This window comes from Lactiplantibacillus sp. ME-2, from assembly GCF_022549155.1.
Classification (GTDB): domain Bacteria; phylum Bacillota; class Bacilli; order Lactobacillales; family Lactobacillaceae; genus Lactiplantibacillus; species Lactiplantibacillus plantarum.
Window position 1 is genome coordinate 13922 of record NZ_JAKZEQ010000025.1, and the last position, 16411, is coordinate 30332.

The following is a 16411-nucleotide window of genomic DNA, read 5'->3' on the forward strand; positions in this document are numbered from 1 at the left end:
TTATAAGTTATGCTTAATTACAGTACAGTTTATTCGGCAACGAAATAAACTGAGTAAATGATTGGAGTGATGAGGTTGTTTCTGACAATGGAACATTTGAATAAAACGTATCCTGGTGGCAAAGTAGCCGTTGAAGATTTTAATTTGGAAATCGAAAAAGGTGAATTTGTTTGTTTCATCGGGACGTCTGGTTCAGGTAAAACGACCACGATGCGGATGATTAATCGGATGTTAAGTCAGACTTCCGGTACCATTAAACTTAATGGTAAGGATATTAGCCAGATTGACCCGGTTAAATTACGGCGACAAATCGGTTATGTGATTCAAAATATTGGGCTAATGCCCCATATGACGATTCGAGACAATATCACTTTGGTACCACGATTGCTAAAGTGGCCCCAAGATAAAATGAATGAACGTGCTAAGAAGATGATCAAGCTGGTGGAATTGCCAGAAGATTACTTGGATCGGTACCCGTCGGAGCTTTCCGGTGGGCAACAACAACGGATCGGGGTTGTTCGGGCGTTAGCAGCAGACCAAGATTTAGTATTGATGGATGAACCATTTGGGGCGTTAGACCCGATTACCCGTGAATCTTTGCAAGATCTCGTTAAGGATTTGCAGGAACGCTTAGGTAAGACGTTCGTCTTTGTAACCCATGATATGGATGAGGCGTTAAAATTAGCGACCCGAATCGTAATCATGGATGGTGGCGACATTATGCAAGTGGATACGCCAGACGGTATCTTACGTCATCCAGCTAATGAATTCGTTGAGAACTTAATTGGTAAGGATCGCTTGATTCAAGCACGGCCAAGTATTACCACTGTTGGGCAAGTGATGTTGAAAGACCCAATTGCCACCACACCAGGAAAGTCATTGACGGTCGCATTACGACAAATGCATGATAAACGCGTTGACTCGTTGTTAGTCACCGATGAAGCCGGCATCTTGAAGGGTGTGATCGGCATTGAAGACGTTGATTACAACTTTAACTCGGCTACTAGTGTGGGCGACATTATGAAGACTGATTTGTTCTATGTTCAGTCAAATTCATTGATTCGGGATACGGTCGAACGTATTTTGAAACGCGGCTTGAAGAACATTCCAGTCGTAGATGAACAACATCGCCTGGTCGGAATTGTAACGCGGGCCACCCTGGTCGATATTGTTTATGATGCTCTCTGGGGTGATGAAGACGAAGATGAAGCTGAAAATAATATTCATCATGGGGAGGACGATGCGCCCGCTGAAGGCGGTGAACAGGCATGATAACTTTCCTACAAAACTACGGCATGCAGCTGCTGGTTAAGACGTGGCAACACTTGTATATTTCGGCGTTTTCATTGTTCTTAGGCATTATCGTAGCGGTTCCGATTGGAATTCTGCTTACGCGGGTGAAGCCGATTGCGAATGTGGTCATGTCAATCGCTAGTATGTTACAAACGATCCCAGCGATGGCGTTGTTGGCATTGATGATCCCGTTTTTCGGGATTGGTGCAATTCCAGCTATCATTGCGCTGTTCATCTATTCTTTATTACCGATTCTCCGCAATACCTATCTTGGACTGGAAGACGTTGATCCGGCCTTGATCGATGCGGCTAAGGGAATGGGAATGACCGGTTGGCAGTCAATTGTTAAAGTTGAGTTACCGATGGCAGCCCCAGTTATTATGGCTGGTATTCGATTATCCGCAACGTACGTTATTGCCTGGGCCGCGTTAGCATCATACATTGGTGCCGGTGGCCTTGGGGACTTTATCTTTAATGGGTTAAACCTCTATCGAACTGACTTGATTTTAGGCGGTTCGATTCCAGTGATTATCTTAGCCCTCATCGTTGATTGGCTGTTGGGTAAACTAGAAGCAGCGGTTACCCCAAGAACCACACAAGCGTAAGGGGGATTAAAGATGAAGAAAATTAAAAAGTGGTTGTTAGGTGTTTTCGCAACGGTCGCCAGTGCGTTATTATTGGCCGGCTGTGGCTTTCCGGGTTTGTCAGGAACTTCATCCGATACGATCCGGATTGCGTCACAAAACACGACTGAACAACAGATCATGGCGTACATGATTCAAGATATGATTAAGCATTATTCTAATTTGAATACGACGATCATTAACAATTTAGGTTCTGGGACGGTTAGTTTCAATGCTTTGAAGAATGATCAGGCTGATATTTCAGCGATTCGTTACACTGGGACGGACTTAACGACGATTCTGGGCGAAAAGATGGATCGGAGTAATATCAAGTCGATTGACCAAAAAGTTCGATCACAGTTCAACAGCAAGTATCAAATGACCTATTTCCCAAGTTATGGGTTCGCAGATACCTATGCTTTTATGGTGACGAAAGCGACGGCCAAAAAATATCATCTAAATACGGTTAGTGATATGAAAAAAGTAGCCTCGAAGCTGACGGTCGGTTTGGATCAAATCTGGACTGAACGAAAAGGTGACGGCTATCCTGCCTTTAAGAAGTTGTATGGCTTTCAATTTGGGAAGACTTATCCAATGCAAATTGGTTTAGTTTATGATGCCTTGGAATCAGGTAAAATGGATGCCATCCTCGGATACTCGACTGATGGTCGGATTGGTAGTTATGATCTGAAGATTTTAAAGGATGATAAGAATTTCTTCCCACCATACAATGCGAGTGCGGTTGCAACGAACAAGATCTTGAAAGCTCATCCGAAGTTGAAGCCAATCTTGAATCGATTAAACGGTAAAATCAGCTTAAAGACGATGCAAAACTTGAACTATCAAGTTGATAATAACTTAGTGGAACCGGAAGTTGTGGCTAAACAGTTCCTTGAAAAACATAATTACTTTGAAGGGAGTGACAAATAATGGCTCAGATGAACTTACTGCAACAGTTGATATATTATTACCAACAAAACGGTGTGTACGTGTTAAGCCAGTTCTCACGTCACTTCTTGATTTCAATTTATGGCGTGCTGTTTGCGGCAATTGTTGGGATTCCAATTGGCATTTTCATTGCCCATCATAGTCGGTTGAGTGCGACAGTGATCGCGATTGCCAATGTGATTCAAACGATTCCGTCACTAGCGATGTTATCAATCATCATGATTGGTTTGGGCTTAGGTGTGAACACGGTAATCGTCACGGTCTTTTTATACGCATTGCTACCGATTATCAAGAATACCTATACTGGAATGCAAAATGTGAGTGCTAGTATTTTAGATTCCGGTAAGGGGATGGGGATGACGCGTTGGCAATTGTTACGAATGGTGGAGTTGCCACTGTCACTTTCCGTCATTATGGCTGGACTCCGGAACGCATTAGTGTTGGCTATCGGGATTACGGCCATTGGGACCTTCGTTGGTGCCGGCGGTTTAGGGGATATCATTATTCGAGGAACCAATGCTACGAATGGTGGTGCCATTATCTTGGCCGGGGCGTTACCAACAGCTTTAATGGCAATCATTGCTGATACGGTCTTGGCTTGGATTGAAAAGCGTGCTGATCCAACTCAAAAATAACGTCAGTGAGCGACAAGTAAAAGAAGCAATATAAAAATTAAGTTACTAAAAAAGATTGATTTACAGGTACTCCGTACTCACTCATTCAGGGAAGTCAGTGGAGCTGTAACATCAATCTTTTTGATTTGCATCAAAAACACCATGAGAATACGCAAGGTTGTATTGAACATGATTTCATCTTTTGATGCAAGTATTAATGATTAAACTAAACGCGTTTGATATAACGGATGGCGTCCGGGTCGACCAAGTGGGTCAGGTGTAACTGCCGATTAACTAGAACCAACTGACCACTAGCGAGGGTTTTTAACACTCCATGAATATTATATGGTCGGGACTCAGTGAGCTGAGGCTGCATCTGGAGCATGATTTGATAGTGTTCCGTGTGCGCTTGAGCTAAGAACAAATCCCGCTGGAAAGCCGGCATCATTGGCAGTAACGGCGCAACGACGGTCGGGGCAGCAGTAAAGTCATCCATAAATTGGCGATAGGAAGCGTGTAAGTTCTTGGAAATTAGTTTCAAATTAGATTGTTGATTTTGCATATTAGCCACCTCGAACATTTGTTTGTGTTTCCATTATACGAACAGGCGTTCTAAAAAGCAAGCCTAAAATTTGAGAAAATTCACGAATAAAAATGAAAAAAAGCTGTGTAACCTTGATAATACTTGCAATATAGGGTTAAAAAGTGCAAAATAAACTTTAAAACATATTTTAATTAAGGGGAATTTGTGATCATGGCGAAACAAGGCATGTTAATCGTCTTATCAGGTCCTTCGGGTGTCGGTAAAGGTACCGTCCGCAAGGAAATCTTTGACTCAGATGATAACGATTTTCAATATTCAGTCTCGATGACGACGCGGCAAATGCGTCCGGGCGAAGTAGATGGCAAGGACTACTATTTTGTGTCCAAAGAAGAGTTCGAGGATGAAATTAAGAGCGGCGGTATGCTTGAATATGCCAAGTATGTTGACAATTACTATGGGACGCCCTTAAAATATATTAAGCAGTCGTTGGCGGCTGGCAAAGACGTTTTCTTAGAAATTGAAGTTAACGGGGCCATGCAAGTCCGCGAAAAAATGCCTGATGGCGTCTTCATTTTCTTGACGCCGCCGGATTTGATGGAATTGAAGCACCGCATCATTGGTCGTGGGACTGATGATATGAGTGTGATCAACAAGCGGATGGCAAAAGCGGTTGATGAAATCAAGATGATGCGTAATTATGATTATGCGGTTATCAATGATGAAGTCCCGCTAGCTGCTGAACGAATCAAGGCTATTATTCGTAGTGAACGGTTTAGTGTTAAACGGGTCATGCCCGAGTATGAAGAAATGTTAGGAGATGCGGAATCATGATCTTATATCCATCAGTTGATGACTTATTGAAGCAAGTTAATTCGCGTTACTCATTGATTATGTTAGCTAGCAAGCGGGCCCATGAATTGGACGCTGGTGCAGCACCAATGCTTAGCGAATACAAATCGGTTAAAACGATTGGTCGGGCCATGGAAGAAATTGCGGCCGGTGACTTAATGATCGATCCAGATGAAACTGACAAAGATTAGTAACAAAACGGTGTGCTGAGCCAGCTGGGGCTTGGCACTTTTTTTATGAAGAATGACGCGGACGTTCAGCTTCACGTTACTGTCGATTCTTGATACAATTGTTTTATTAAAGTGTAAAAATCTCGCTGGTACGGTTGCGAGATTTTTCAAAGGACGTGAAGAAGTGAGTATATGGACAAAACGCCATGTAACGGTAGTCGTTAGTGGTGGGATTGCGAGTTATAAAGCGTTAGTATTGATTCGTAGTTTGATGAAACAGGGCGCCGTCGTGCGAGTTGCGATGACGACCCATGCGGCAAAGTTTATCACACCATTGACCTTTCAAACTTTAACGCAGCAGCCAGTGGTCATTGATGAATTCACAACGACTGACCCGCATCACGTCGTCCACGTCGCGTTAGCTGACTGGACTGAAGTGATGATTCTCGTTCCGGCTACCGCCAACTTGATTGCTAAGGTGGCTAACGGTCTAGCCGATGATGCCGCAACGACGACAATTTTAGCGACGACCGCACCCAAGTTTGTGGTGCCAGCAATGAATTCACATATGTACGCTAATCCAGCAACTCAGCGCAATTTGAAGCAGCTGACGACGGATGGGTTACACGTCTTAACTCCTGCTACGGGTATGTTGGCGGAAGGCTACAGTGGTCAAGGACGCTTGCCGGAACCAGCGGTGATTTTGGCCTGGTTGACAGATCAACTGATTCAGTTGACACCTGATTTGCCATTAGCAGGACGGCGAGTTGTCGTCACTGCCGGCGGAACCCGAGAAGCCTTAGATCCGGTACGATTTATCACGAATCGTTCATCGGGGAAGATGGGCTACGCAGTTGCTCAAGTCGCACGGGAGTTAGGTGCAACTGTGACACTGATCAGCGCCACGACTCATTTAGCAGCGCCTAGTGGTGTTAAGGTCGTGACGGTTGATTCGGCTCAATCCTTATTGACGGCAGTCAGTGATATTTTTGATGATACGGATATCTTGGTCATGGCGGCGGCCGTATCTGATTATCGGCCGGCTGAATTAGCTGATCAGAAGATTAAAAAGCCAGCTGACCATGCTGACTTAACGTTACGATTGACAGAAACACCGGATATTTTAAAAACGTTAGCGGCCCGGAAGCACCGACAGTATGTGATTGGTTTTGCAGCTGAAACGCAATCATTGCTGGCTAATGCCAATCGTAAGTTAACTAGTAAAAAATTAGATTTAATTGTTGCTAACGATGTTTCCAAACCGGGAGTTGGGTTCAATGGTGATACTAATCAGGTCACACTGTTGCGGCCTGAGCAACAACCAGTTACGACGGAATTGACAACGAAAACTGCAATTGCCAAACAGATCTTGATGACGGCAATTGCGGATGGTGCAGGAACACAGGCATGATTAAGTAGAGAGGAAGAGTTGTGTGGCACAAATTGCCCAAGTATTAGTCGATGTGCCCACTATGCAGACAAATCGACCTTATAGTTATCGAATTCCAACCGCCTGGCAATCACAAGTGCAACCCGGCATGCGCGTCGTGGTGCCATTCGGCCGTGGTAAACGGCGGGTGCAGGGGTTTGTGTTAGCTCTTGATGACGTTACTAACTTTGATGGTGAGCTGAAACCAATCGACGCGGTCGTTGACCTAGCACCGGTTCTGAATACTGAAGCCCTAGCACTAACTAAGTGGTTGGCAGCCAGCACGTTTTCATTTCAGATTACCTGTGCACAGACCATGCTGCCGGCGGTCATGCGTGCAAAGTATGAAAAACAGTTGCGAACAACAGCAACAACGCCCGCGACGATTCGAACGACGCTGTTTGGGGACCAATCGATGGTGCCGTTTGATGACGTCGCCACGACGCCGGCAATCGTCAGCCAGTTATTACGGCTGCAGGCGGCTGGGCAAGTCGATGTGTACTACCAAGTTAAAAATCAAGCACGGCGTAAAACGCAAACGGCGGTGAAAGCGGCCTTAACTAACGAAGCGCTAAAGGCTGCAGTGGGCCAGGTACGCGCCGGGGCTACACAACAATTGGCAGTGCTCCAGGGGTTGCTCACTTTAAATGGTGAACAGCTCTCTCAAAAGGCGTTTTGTACTCGTTTTGATGTCACGGACGGTGCCATTCGTACAGCAGTACAGAAAGGCTGGCTTAAAAAAGTGGCCGTCGAGGTTTATCGTGATCCCTACGCAACTAGTGATATTAAGACTACCAAGGCATTACAATTGAATGATGAACAGCAAGTGGCCGTTGATCAGATTACGCAAGCTGTTGACCAAGCCGCAACCACCACGTTCTTGTTAGAGGGTGTGACGGGGAGCGGTAAGACTGAGGTGTACTTGCAATCGATGGCGGCCGCATTGGCACAAGGAAAAACGGCGTTGATGTTAGTGCCGGAGATTTCACTGACACCCCAAATGGTTCAACGCGTGAAGGGGCGCTTTGGTAAAGCTGTTGCCGTTTTGCACAGTGGATTGTCCAGTGGTGAGAAGTATGATGAGTGGCGGCGAATCCAACGAGGTGAGGCTCAGGTGGTGGTTGGCGCACGCTCAGCGGTGTTTGCCCCGCTAAAAAATCTTGGCTTAATCGTGATGGATGAAGAACATGAGAGCACGTATAAGCAGGATGATGCCCCGCGTTATCATGCTCGGCAAGTGGCTTTATGGCGTAGTCGTTATCATAACTGTCCAGTCGTACTGGGCTCGGCGACCCCATCGTTAGAAACGCGCGCCCGCGCAGAAAAGGGCGTTTATCAGCGCTTACTGCTTGCGGATCGGGTCAATCAACGGCCCCTTCCTAAGGTTTCAATTATTGATATGAAAAAGGAAATGCAACAACACGCTGAAAGCAATTTCTCAGCGCCACTGTTAGTTGCCTTGCAGGATCGGCTTGAACGTCATGAGCAGAGTGTTCTAATGCTCAATCGGCGGGGCTATTCATCGTTTGTGTTGTGCCGAGATTGTGGTTTTGTCTTGAAGTGTCCTAATTGTGATATTTCACTCACGCTACACATGGATACGCACACGATGAAGTGCCATTACTGCGGTCACGAAGAAGCCATTCCGCGGAATTGTCCGAACTGCCATAGTCGTCAGATTCGTTATTATGGGACGGGAACTGAAAAAGTCGAAGAAGAATTGCAAGACTTGCTTCCGGACGCTAACATTATTCGGATGGACAATGATACGACCCGTAAAAAGGGCGCCCATGCCAAGCTTTTAGCACAGTTTGGGAGTGGTGAAGCTGATATTTTGATTGGTACCCAGATGATTGCGAAGGGACTGGATTTTCCTAATGTGACCTTGGTCGGTGTCTTGAATGCTGATACGGCCCTAGGATTGCCAGATTTTCGCGCCAGTGAACGGACCTTCCAACTATTAACCCAGGTGAGTGGTCGAGCTGGACGGGCGGAAAAGAGTGGTCACGTGTATATCCAGACATTTAATCCGGATCATTATGCGATTCGGTTTGCACAACACCACGATTACGAAGGCTTTTTCAAGTATGAGATGCAGATGCGGCACCGGGGTGGCTATCCGCCGTACTACTTTACGGTTCAAATTACAGCGAGTGACTTAGATGAAGGGGTAGCGGCCAAGCGCATGTATCAGTTATTGCAATGGTTACGCCCGCGGTTGGCACCGTCAACGATTCTATTAGGTCCAACGCCCAAGCCAATCGCACGAGTCAATCGCCGTTATTATTATCAAATCGTGATTAAATATAAACAAGAACCCAATTTAGCTCAGACGCTGACAACGCTACTGCATGAGACGCAGGCGCAACAACGACAAGGGCTACAGATTGGAATTGACGTAGAACCCTTACATTTCATGTAATGGGATTAGGAGGAAGTTTGACAATGACATCAATCGTTTTTATGGGAACGCCTGCGTTTGCGGCACCGATTCTCAAAAGTTTAATTAAAGAACAATACCAGGTACTAGGCGTTGTGACCCAGCCAGACCGAAAAGTTGGTCGCAAACACGTCTTAACAGCTTCGCCAGTCAAAGAAGTCGCGGTTGCCCATGATATTCCCGTCTTCCAACCGGAAAAGATTAGTGGTAGTCCTGAAATGCAACAGATTATTGACTTGCAGCCCGATTTAATTGTGACGGCCGCCTTTGGACAGTTTTTACCAACAAAATTGTTGAAAGCTGCCAAAATTGGTGCCGTTAATGTCCATGGCTCGTTGTTGCCTAAGTATCGTGGTGGTGCGCCTGTTCAATATTCAATTATCAACGGTGAGTCTGAAACTGGAATTACTATCATTTACATGGTTAAAAAGATGGATGCGGGCGATATGCTGGCGCAGCGTGCGATTCCAATTGAAAAAAACGATGACACCGGGACGATGTTTGATAAGTTGAGCTTAGTTGGTCGCGACTTGTTACTGGAAACATTGCCCAAGTTGATTGCTGGCGAAATTACGGCGGTGCCACAGGATGAATCCCAAGTGACCTTTGCACCGAACATTCAGCCAGAACAAGAGGTCTTAGACTTCTTTACAAAAACGGCCATTGAAATTGATAATCAAGTTCGGGGTATGCGGCCAGCACCAATCGCCTATGCGGTCTTGGATGGGAAGCGCACGAAGTTCTGGGATGTGACCCCGTTAGCTGACGAAGTGGTCACGCAAGCTCCTGGACAAGTGGTTCGCAAGACGAAACATGAGCTTGTGATTGCAGCTGCTAACCACACAGCGATTGCAATCAATCTGTTGCAGCCAGCTGGTAAACCGAAGATGACAATTACAGACTATTTAAATGGGGCGGCAGATAAGTTCGCTACCGGAGAGCAGGTTATTAATAAATGAGTACAGTTGGTAATACCCCCCGCTGGTTAGCGGTCGCCGCCTTAGCGAAGATTAAGAACGGTGCATATTCAAATTTGCAATTAAACCAGTTAATCAATGATCATCAGATGGATCGGCGTGACATTAATCTGCTGACAAATATGGTTTACGGTGTCATTCAACATCGGTTGACTCTCGAATACTGGTTGACCCCGTTTGTTCGACATCCGCACCAGATTGACCCCTGGGTACGGGAACTCTTATTGAGCGCATTGTATCAATGGCAGTATCTGGATAAGATTCCACAACGGGCCGTTTTCAACGAAACGATTGAAATTGCTAAGGTCAAAGGTCACCCTGGCATTCGGCGGTTTGTAACCGGCGTCTTACATCAAATGGATCGCTCAGGATTACCGAGTTTTGATGCGATTAAGGATCCTGATGAACGGTTGAGTGTGACTTATAGCATGCCAATATGGTTGATTCAAGAATTGCGGCGTCAATTAGGTGCTGAAAAGATGGAGCGAATCTTATCATCATTGAACCAACCAGCTAAGCAAGCCTTACGTGTCAACCCGGCCCTGTCGACGGTTGAAGATGTGACAACGGTGCTGATTAATGATGGTTTGACAATTACGCCGAGTGAAATCTCACCGTTAGGGCTGATTGCAACGGATGGTCAGGCCATTAATACTGAAGCGATGCGGTATGGCATGTTCACAGTTCAAGATGAAAGTGCACAATTAGTTGTGCCAGCACTCAATCCGCAGCCGAGTGATCGAGTCTTGGATGCTTGTGCGGCCCCCGGGGGCAAGACGACCCAGATTGCGGCTAGTTTAGATGCTGAGCAGGGTGGCACAGTCGTTGCCCTTGATATTCATGCTAATAAAGTGAAACTGATCGGCCAAAATGCGGCGCGCATGCACGTTGCTGATCGCGTTGAAGCCACCGAACTCGATGCTCGTAAAGTTGAGACGCAGTTTAATGCTGAAAGTTTTGATCGAATTTTAGTCGATGCTCCGTGTTCGGGACTGGGATTGATGCGCCGGAAACCTGAGATTCGCTATGAGAAACAGTTGCAGGATAGTTTGAACTTGCAACGAATTCAACTGGCAATTTTGACAGCAGTCGCCCCAACCTTGAAAAAAGGTGGTATCATGACGTATAGTACGTGCACGATTTTGCAACAGGAAAATCAGGATGTGATTACCAAATTCTTAGCGGATCACCCAGATTTTGAGTTGCAAACAACGCCAACTGAACGAGACTTGAAAACTGATCGAACGGAAAAGACTTTGTCGATTTATCCCGATGATTATTTATCCGACGGCTTTTTCATTGCTTGTTTGCGAAAAAAATAATGGTGGAGTGGTAAACAATGGATTTTGCATACCGGTCGGATATTGGCCAACAACGTGAAGAAAATGAGGACTATGTCGGCTTTTTTCAAAATAAAGCGGGCATCAATTTTGCAATTGTTGCGGACGGTATTGGTGGCCACCAGGGGGGCGATGTCGCTTCCGAGATGGCAGTCTCGCACATGGGTTTTCGGTTTGAAAATACAACATTCAAGGAACCCAATGATGCCGTCAAGTGGCTAGCAAGTGAAGTTCAAGATGAAAATCAGCATATTATTGAAAAGGCCCGTGAATTTTCAGATCTAAACGGCATGGGTACGACAATGGTCGCCGCTTTGCTTTTTGATCAAAAGTTTTTGATGGCTAACATTGGTGATAGTCGGGGCTATCTTTTTCGCGATGGGCAACTCCACCAACTGACGGAGGATCATTCTTTAGTCAATGAGTTGGTCAAGCGAGGAGAGATTTCAGCCGAACAGGCCCGACAACATCCGCAGAAAAATATTATTACGCGGACACTAGGAATCTCACCAGATGCGGATATCGATACGAACCTTTACCAGATACAACCTGGGGACCAATTGTTATTATGTTCAGATGGGCTGACGAATATGGTGACTGACCAACAGCTTGCGACGGTTTTGGCAACGACGCAGACTTCGACCCAGAAGTGTGAGACGTTGATCAAATTAGCCAATGCAGCTGGTGGTAAGGACAACATTACGGCGCTGCTGATGGCGCTTGATGGTGAGGTGGCCAGTAAATGACACCCAACTATACCCTTAGCGGACGATATCGGATCGTTCGGTCCTTAGGTGAAGGTGGGATGGCCAACGTTTACTTGGCACATGACTTAATATTAGATCGTGATGTTGCGGTCAAACTGCTCCGGTTAGACTTACGTGATGATCCTAAGACCATCAAGCGATTCCAACGTGAGGCACTGGCAACGACGGAACTTGTTCACCCCCACATTGTCAGTTTGTACGATATTGGCGAAGAAAATGGCATGCAATACTTGGTCATGGAATACGTCAAAGGGATGGATCTTAAAAATTATATTAAAGAGAACTTTCCGTTACCGTTACAGCAAGTAATCGACATCATGGAGCAGATATTAAGTGCCGTGGCAACGGCCCACGCGCATAATATTATTCATCGGGATTTAAAACCACAAAATATTTTAATTGATGAGCAGGGCAATGCTAAAATCACTGATTTCGGTATTGCGGTTGCGTTATCTGAACATACCATGACGCAGACTAACACGATTTTAGGTTCGGTCCATTATTTGTCACCGGAACAGGCCCGCGGTAGCATGGCGACAAAACAATCGGATATCTATTCGTTAGGGATTATTTTATATGAGATGTTAACAGGCTCAGTTCCTTTCAAGGGTGAGACGGCAGTTTCCATTGCGTTAAAGCATTTTCAAAATGCAATGCCATCCGTGCGAGAGTTTGATGCGGATATTCCGCAGGCACTTGAAAACGTCGTCTTGCAGGCGACAACGAAAGATCCACGGGAACGTTATGCTACGGTCGAGGACATGGCCGCTGACTTATTGACGGTGCTTGCTAGTAGCCGTGCGGGCGAAAAGCGCTTTGTACCGCAAGATGTCGGTAATGATGAGACTAAGATCATGCCCAGTGCGGATATTCAAGCAGCAATTGCGGCCAATCAAGACGGTAAGACCCAGGTCGTGGCGCATAAAAGAAAGCAACCAACACTCCAGCGCCCGGCTGAAACGACTGAGAGTCAGACAGATGCTGATGAAGAACCGTTACCAACACGTTCTTGGTCCAAACGACATCCGTTGCGGCGTCGGCTCCTCTTTTGGGGCGGTATTATTTTGTTATTAGTCGTGGCCGTGATCGTCGGTTTGGAATTAAGTCGGCCACAGATGACGACGGTGCCGAAAGTAACGGGCTTAAGTCAGCGTGCCGCAACTAAGGTCCTCAAAAAACACCATCTCACGGTCGGGACTGTTCAACATGCTAAAAGTAATCAGGTAGCCAAAAATCAGGTGATCAAATCAACGCCCAGTGTTAAGACGCGGGTCCAAGAACGTGCTCGCATTAATTTGGTTATCAGCAACGGTGCCAAGGTTATGAGCTTTGGTAATTATGTCAATGATAATTACCATGATGTTCGACAGACGCTTAAATCGGCGGGGTTCAAAGTTAAGGAAACTTACAGTACGTCGTCGGTTGCAGCAGGACAAATCATCAGTCAGGATGTTGTCGCTGGTAGTCGCGTGATGCCGACAGATACGACGGTGACGTTTACGGTCAGCGCTGGTAGCCGCTACGTCGAGCTAAAAGATTTAACTGGTGAGAGCAAGAGCGATATTCTGGACTATGCTGAGGCAAATGATCTTAATGTTAACTTTAAGCAGGGCTACTCTTCGGAACAGAAGGCAGGTTATTCCTATGATCAAGATCCAGATGGCGGTGGCAATGTCCGGACTGGGTCGACTATTACGGTGACCATGTCAAGGGGCAGTGATAATAACGTGACGACACCACAGAATTTTTATGTTAAACTAACGGTGCCATACAAAGCGTTATCGGCCACCACTGACCAGGCCAACGATGTTAAGATTTATTTGTATGATGATACCCATATGATTGAGACCGTTTATCGCGATATTGCAATCATGCGGTCGACTAAGATTAGTTTACCGTTTCAGCTGACCGGTAATACGAAGGGGCATTACCGAATCGTGCGTAACGGGGTTACGATCATGGAAAAGAAGAATATTACAAGCAAAAGTGCAACAAAATAAAGATAAGTCATGCGCAATGCATGACTTTTTTGGTACAATAGAGAAAAGTGGACCGTACCAAATAATATAAAAGGTGGTGCTAATTTGAAAATTGGACAAATTCGGCAATCGCTAAGCGGCTTTTATGACGTTTATGCTGATGGCCAAATGTATCGGACCCGTGCACGCGGGAATTTCCGGAAGCGGCGGATTACGCCACTTGTCGGCGACAATGTGGAGTTTGATGCGGCGACCCCACAAGAGGGCTACGTGTTAAATATTCTTGATCGACAGACCCAGTTGGTACGGCCGCCAGTGGCTAATGTTGATTTAGGTATCGTGGTAACCGCTACAACGGAACAAGAATTTTCAACGAATTTATTGGATCGACAACTGGTAGCTTTGGCAGTGGCAGGTATTGAACCATTACTCTACTTTGCGAAGACTGATTTACTAACCGATGAGGTGTACCAACAACGATTAACATTAGCGGACGCTTATCGGCAGATTGGTTACCAGGTCATCTGCGAACGAACCGCATTTTCACCGGCCGCCTTAGCCGCAGTTAAAACGGCTCTGGCTGGTCATGTGGCGGTTGTCATGGGCCAAACTGGTGCTGGTAAGTCAACACTGCTAAATCATTTACAACCAGGGCTGGCGTTAGCGACTGGTGAAATCTCGCAGGCGCTGAATCGTGGGAAACATACGACCCGTAAAGTCAGCTTGATTCCGATTGCGGATGGGTTGGTTGCTGATACGCCGGGTTTCTCATCCTATGAAGTTTTCGATATTGCCGCTAACGAGTTGACCCATTATTTTCCAGAATTTGTGCGACTTAGCGCTGATTGCAAATACCGAGGCTGTGTGCATATTAACGAACCGCAATGTGCGGTTAAACAGGCATTGGCAGCTGGGGAGTTGTTAGCAAGTCGCTATGATAATTATTTACAATTCTATGAAACCATTAAAAATAAAAAAGTAATCTATAATAAGAAAAAGTGAGTGAGACTAATGATTAAAGTTGCCCCTTCAATTTTAAGTGCAGATTTTGCGAACCTTCAACGTGACGTTCAGATGGCTGAAAATGCCGGTGCCGATGCGTTGCATATTGACGTGATGGATGGTCAGTTTGTCCCCAACTTGTCATTCGGAATGAGTACTGTGGCGGATTTACGGCCAGTAACGTCATTAATGTTAGATTGTCATTTAATGATTATGGACCCAGAGCGGTTTGTTGGGCAGTTTGCAAAGGCCGGTGCAGATTTGATTGGTGTGCACGTTGAAAGTACCCGTCACATTTATCACGCCTTACAATTAATCAAAGATGCTGGTGTGAAAGCCGAAGTGGTCGTGAACCCCGGAACACCACTCAGCATGATTAGTGAATTATTCCCACTAGTGGATCAAGTTTTGATTATGACCGTCAATCCTGGTTTTGGTGGTCAACATTTTCTGGACCAAATGGTTGCTAAAATTACGGCGTTGAACGAATTGAAGCAACAACACGGTTATCAATTTGAGATTGAAGTTGATGGTGGAATCAACGACCAGACCGTCAAGGCGTGCTATGACGCTGGTGCTACGGTCGCTGTTGCTGGTTCGTATGTCTATGACAGTGCGGACCCAGCGCAACGTATTCAAGATTTGAAGGTGGCGACCAATTAATGGCAACCATCGTAAACTTACTGGTTGGCGGACCGACCGCTAATTATCCAGCAGATTTAACGACGATTCCAGGGCCATGGGTCGGCGCTGACCGTGGCGCGTTGCGTTTGGTGAAACGTGGTATCCAGCCCGTGATGGTCGTAGGTGATTTTGATTCAATTGATGCGGCTGAACTCCAGACTGTCAAAGATGCGTTGGTGGGCGCTATCGTTGTCAAACCCGACCAAGACCATACGGATACACAATTGGCGATTAAATCCATTTTCGAGCAGTTGCAACCGGATGCAGTGCATCTATATGGTGCCACGGGTGGTCGGTTAGACCATTTACTGGCCAATATGTGGTTAGTACTTGATCCGGTATTTCGTCAGTGGGCTCCGCAGATCAAACTGATTGATAAGCAAAATTCGGTTCAGTTCTTTCTACCTGGGGACTACCAGATCACGAAGGAAGCGGATAAACGCTATTTGGCGTTTGTACCGCTGATGCCGATGCATCTCACGTTACCCGATGAAAAGTATCAGTTGGACGCTGCTTATAATGCGTACCCGATTTCATGGGCCAGTAACGAATTCAGTGGCAATACTGGTCACTTTAGCTTTGATGCGGGGGTTCTAGCTGTTATTCAAAGTCGTGATGACAGCATGGCAGATGCGTAGGGTACCCCAAGGTTTCAGCTAAAATAAGACCGGTCGGTGAGTCATAAACTCATCAACCGGTCTTTTAATATGCAGTAACGACGTATCATCGGGGCGCTTGTTGGTGAAACGTGC

16 protein-coding genes are annotated in these 16411 nt (G+C 46.0%); 15 read left to right on the top strand and 1 reads right to left on the bottom strand.

All coding sequences use genetic code 11. The annotated features are described in order from the left end of the window. The first annotated feature begins 87 nt into the window (after positions 1 to 87). Genes MMY95_RS09965 through MMY95_RS09980 form a run of 4 tightly spaced genes read left to right on the top strand, consistent with a single transcriptional unit; the run spans position 88 to position 3499 of the window. Positions 88 to 1272: a betaine/proline/choline family ABC transporter ATP-binding protein gene (locus tag MMY95_RS09965; RefSeq protein ID WP_003645157.1), complete on the top strand. Its 1185-nt coding sequence runs from the start codon at positions 88 to 90 to the stop codon at positions 1270 to 1272. Beyond that, complete coding sequence (locus MMY95_RS09970; protein ID WP_003644316.1) at positions 1269 to 1898, top strand: ABC transporter permease; 630 nt, start codon at positions 1269 to 1271, stop codon at positions 1896 to 1898. Before MMY95_RS09965 ends, MMY95_RS09970 begins: the two co-directional genes overlap by 4 nt. Positions 1899 to 1910: 12 nt before the next feature. Continuing rightward, positions 1911 to 2846, top strand: a complete 936-nt coding sequence (locus MMY95_RS09975) for an osmoprotectant ABC transporter substrate-binding protein (RefSeq protein ID WP_003640358.1) — start codon at positions 1911 to 1913, stop codon at positions 2844 to 2846. After that, positions 2846 to 3499, top strand: a complete 654-nt coding sequence (locus tag MMY95_RS09980; protein WP_003640359.1) for an ABC transporter permease — start codon at positions 2846 to 2848, stop codon at positions 3497 to 3499. The genes MMY95_RS09975 and MMY95_RS09980 overlap by 1 nt, the downstream gene beginning before the upstream one ends. Before the next feature lie 205 nt (positions 3500 to 3704). On the opposite strand, the gene MMY95_RS09985 is transcribed toward MMY95_RS09980, so the two are convergent. Beyond that, positions 3705 to 4040: a hypothetical protein gene (locus MMY95_RS09985; protein WP_003645156.1), complete on the bottom strand. Its 336-nt coding sequence runs from the start codon at positions 4038 to 4040 to the stop codon at positions 3705 to 3707. Positions 4041 to 4232: 192 nt separating this feature from the next. On the opposite strand from MMY95_RS09985, the gene gmk reads away from it, so the two are divergent. From gmk to MMY95_RS10040, 11 genes are all read left to right on the top strand, one after another. Beyond that, entirely contained in the window at positions 4233 to 4853 is a 621-nt protein-coding gene (gmk, locus tag MMY95_RS09990; protein WP_003640361.1) for a guanylate kinase, read from the top strand. Continuing rightward, on the top strand, positions 4850 to 5062 hold the full coding sequence (gene rpoZ, locus MMY95_RS09995) for a DNA-directed RNA polymerase subunit omega (RefSeq protein ID WP_003640362.1): 213 nt from the start codon (positions 4850 to 4852) through the stop codon (positions 5060 to 5062). Before gmk ends, rpoZ begins: the two co-directional genes overlap by 4 nt. A 52-nt stretch (positions 5063 to 5114) precedes the next feature. Further along, positions 5115 to 6452 (top strand): bifunctional phosphopantothenoylcysteine decarboxylase/phosphopantothenate--cysteine ligase CoaBC, encoded by a 1338-nt coding sequence (gene coaBC, locus MMY95_RS10000; RefSeq protein WP_173670121.1) that lies wholly within the window; start codon positions 5115 to 5117, stop codon positions 6450 to 6452. Between the two features lie 22 nt (positions 6453 to 6474). Continuing rightward, a complete protein-coding gene (priA, locus tag MMY95_RS10005) occupies positions 6475 to 8892 on the top strand; it encodes a primosomal protein N' (RefSeq protein WP_053267669.1) in 2418 nt (805 codons plus the stop codon). Positions 8893 to 8915: 23 nt separating this feature from the next. Beyond that, on the top strand, positions 8916 to 9869 hold the full coding sequence (gene fmt / locus MMY95_RS10010) for a methionyl-tRNA formyltransferase (protein ID WP_241277625.1): 954 nt from the start codon (positions 8916 to 8918) through the stop codon (positions 9867 to 9869). Further along, the gene (gene rsmB, locus MMY95_RS10015; protein ID WP_053267670.1) at positions 9866 to 11209 is read left to right on the top strand and encodes a 16S rRNA (cytosine(967)-C(5))-methyltransferase RsmB; all 1344 of its coding nucleotides are present in this window, start codon (positions 9866 to 9868) and stop codon (positions 11207 to 11209) included. The genes fmt and rsmB overlap by 4 nt, the downstream gene beginning before the upstream one ends. Before the next feature lie 17 nt (positions 11210 to 11226). Then, on the top strand, positions 11227 to 11973 hold the full coding sequence (locus MMY95_RS10020; RefSeq protein ID WP_003640367.1) for a Stp1/IreP family PP2C-type Ser/Thr phosphatase: 747 nt from the start codon (positions 11227 to 11229) through the stop codon (positions 11971 to 11973). After that, positions 11970 to 13994 carry a Stk1 family PASTA domain-containing Ser/Thr kinase gene (pknB, locus tag MMY95_RS10025; protein ID WP_241277626.1) on the top strand — a complete coding sequence of 675 codons (2025 nt, stop codon included), beginning with the start codon at positions 11970 to 11972 and terminating at the stop codon, positions 13992 to 13994. Before MMY95_RS10020 ends, pknB begins: the two co-directional genes overlap by 4 nt. Positions 13995 to 14078: 84 nt before the next feature. After that, the gene (gene rsgA / locus MMY95_RS10030; RefSeq protein WP_003644320.1) at positions 14079 to 14975 is read left to right on the top strand and encodes a ribosome small subunit-dependent GTPase A; all 897 of its coding nucleotides are present in this window, start codon (positions 14079 to 14081) and stop codon (positions 14973 to 14975) included. A gap of 9 nt (positions 14976 to 14984) precedes the next feature. Beyond that, entirely contained in the window at positions 14985 to 15638 is a 654-nt protein-coding gene (rpe, locus tag MMY95_RS10035; RefSeq protein WP_053267673.1) for a ribulose-phosphate 3-epimerase, read from the top strand. Continuing rightward, positions 15638 to 16297, top strand: coding sequence for a thiamine diphosphokinase (locus MMY95_RS10040; protein WP_063722802.1), 660 nt, complete (start codon positions 15638 to 15640; stop codon positions 16295 to 16297). Before rpe ends, MMY95_RS10040 begins: the two co-directional genes overlap by 1 nt. The last annotated feature ends 114 nt before the right edge of the window (positions 16298 to 16411 follow it).

Bases quoted from the DNA above. Each gene is read 5' to 3' on its own strand.
- MMY95_RS09965 (WP_003645157.1), top strand. From the start codon at position 88: ATGGAACATTTGAATAAAACGTATCCTGGTGGCAAAGTAGCCGTTGAA.
- MMY95_RS09970 (WP_003644316.1), top strand. From the start codon at position 1,269: ATGATAACTTTCCTACAAAACTACGGCATGCAGCTGCTGGTTAAGACG.
- MMY95_RS09975 (WP_003640358.1), top strand. From the start codon at position 1,911: ATGAAGAAAATTAAAAAGTGGTTGTTAGGTGTTTTCGCAACGGTCGCC.
- MMY95_RS09980 (WP_003640359.1), top strand. From the start codon at position 2,846: ATGGCTCAGATGAACTTACTGCAACAGTTGATATATTATTACCAACAA.
- MMY95_RS09985 (WP_003645156.1), bottom strand. From the start codon at position 4,040: ATGCAAAATCAACAATCTAATTTGAAACTAATTTCCAAGAACTTACAC.
- gmk (WP_003640361.1), top strand. From the start codon at position 4,233: ATGGCGAAACAAGGCATGTTAATCGTCTTATCAGGTCCTTCGGGTGTC.
- rpoZ (WP_003640362.1), top strand. From the start codon at position 4,850: ATGATCTTATATCCATCAGTTGATGACTTATTGAAGCAAGTTAATTCG.
- coaBC (WP_173670121.1), top strand. From the start codon at position 5,115: ATGACGCGGACGTTCAGCTTCACGTTACTGTCGATTCTTGATACAATT.
- fmt (WP_241277625.1), top strand. From the start codon at position 8,916: ATGACATCAATCGTTTTTATGGGAACGCCTGCGTTTGCGGCACCGATT.
- rsmB (WP_053267670.1), top strand. From the start codon at position 9,866: ATGAGTACAGTTGGTAATACCCCCCGCTGGTTAGCGGTCGCCGCCTTA.
- MMY95_RS10020 (WP_003640367.1), top strand. From the start codon at position 11,227: ATGGATTTTGCATACCGGTCGGATATTGGCCAACAACGTGAAGAAAAT.
- pknB (WP_241277626.1), top strand. From the start codon at position 11,970: ATGACACCCAACTATACCCTTAGCGGACGATATCGGATCGTTCGGTCC.
- rpe (WP_053267673.1), top strand. From the start codon at position 14,985: ATGATTAAAGTTGCCCCTTCAATTTTAAGTGCAGATTTTGCGAACCTT.
- MMY95_RS10040 (WP_063722802.1), top strand. From the start codon at position 15,638: ATGGCAACCATCGTAAACTTACTGGTTGGCGGACCGACCGCTAATTAT.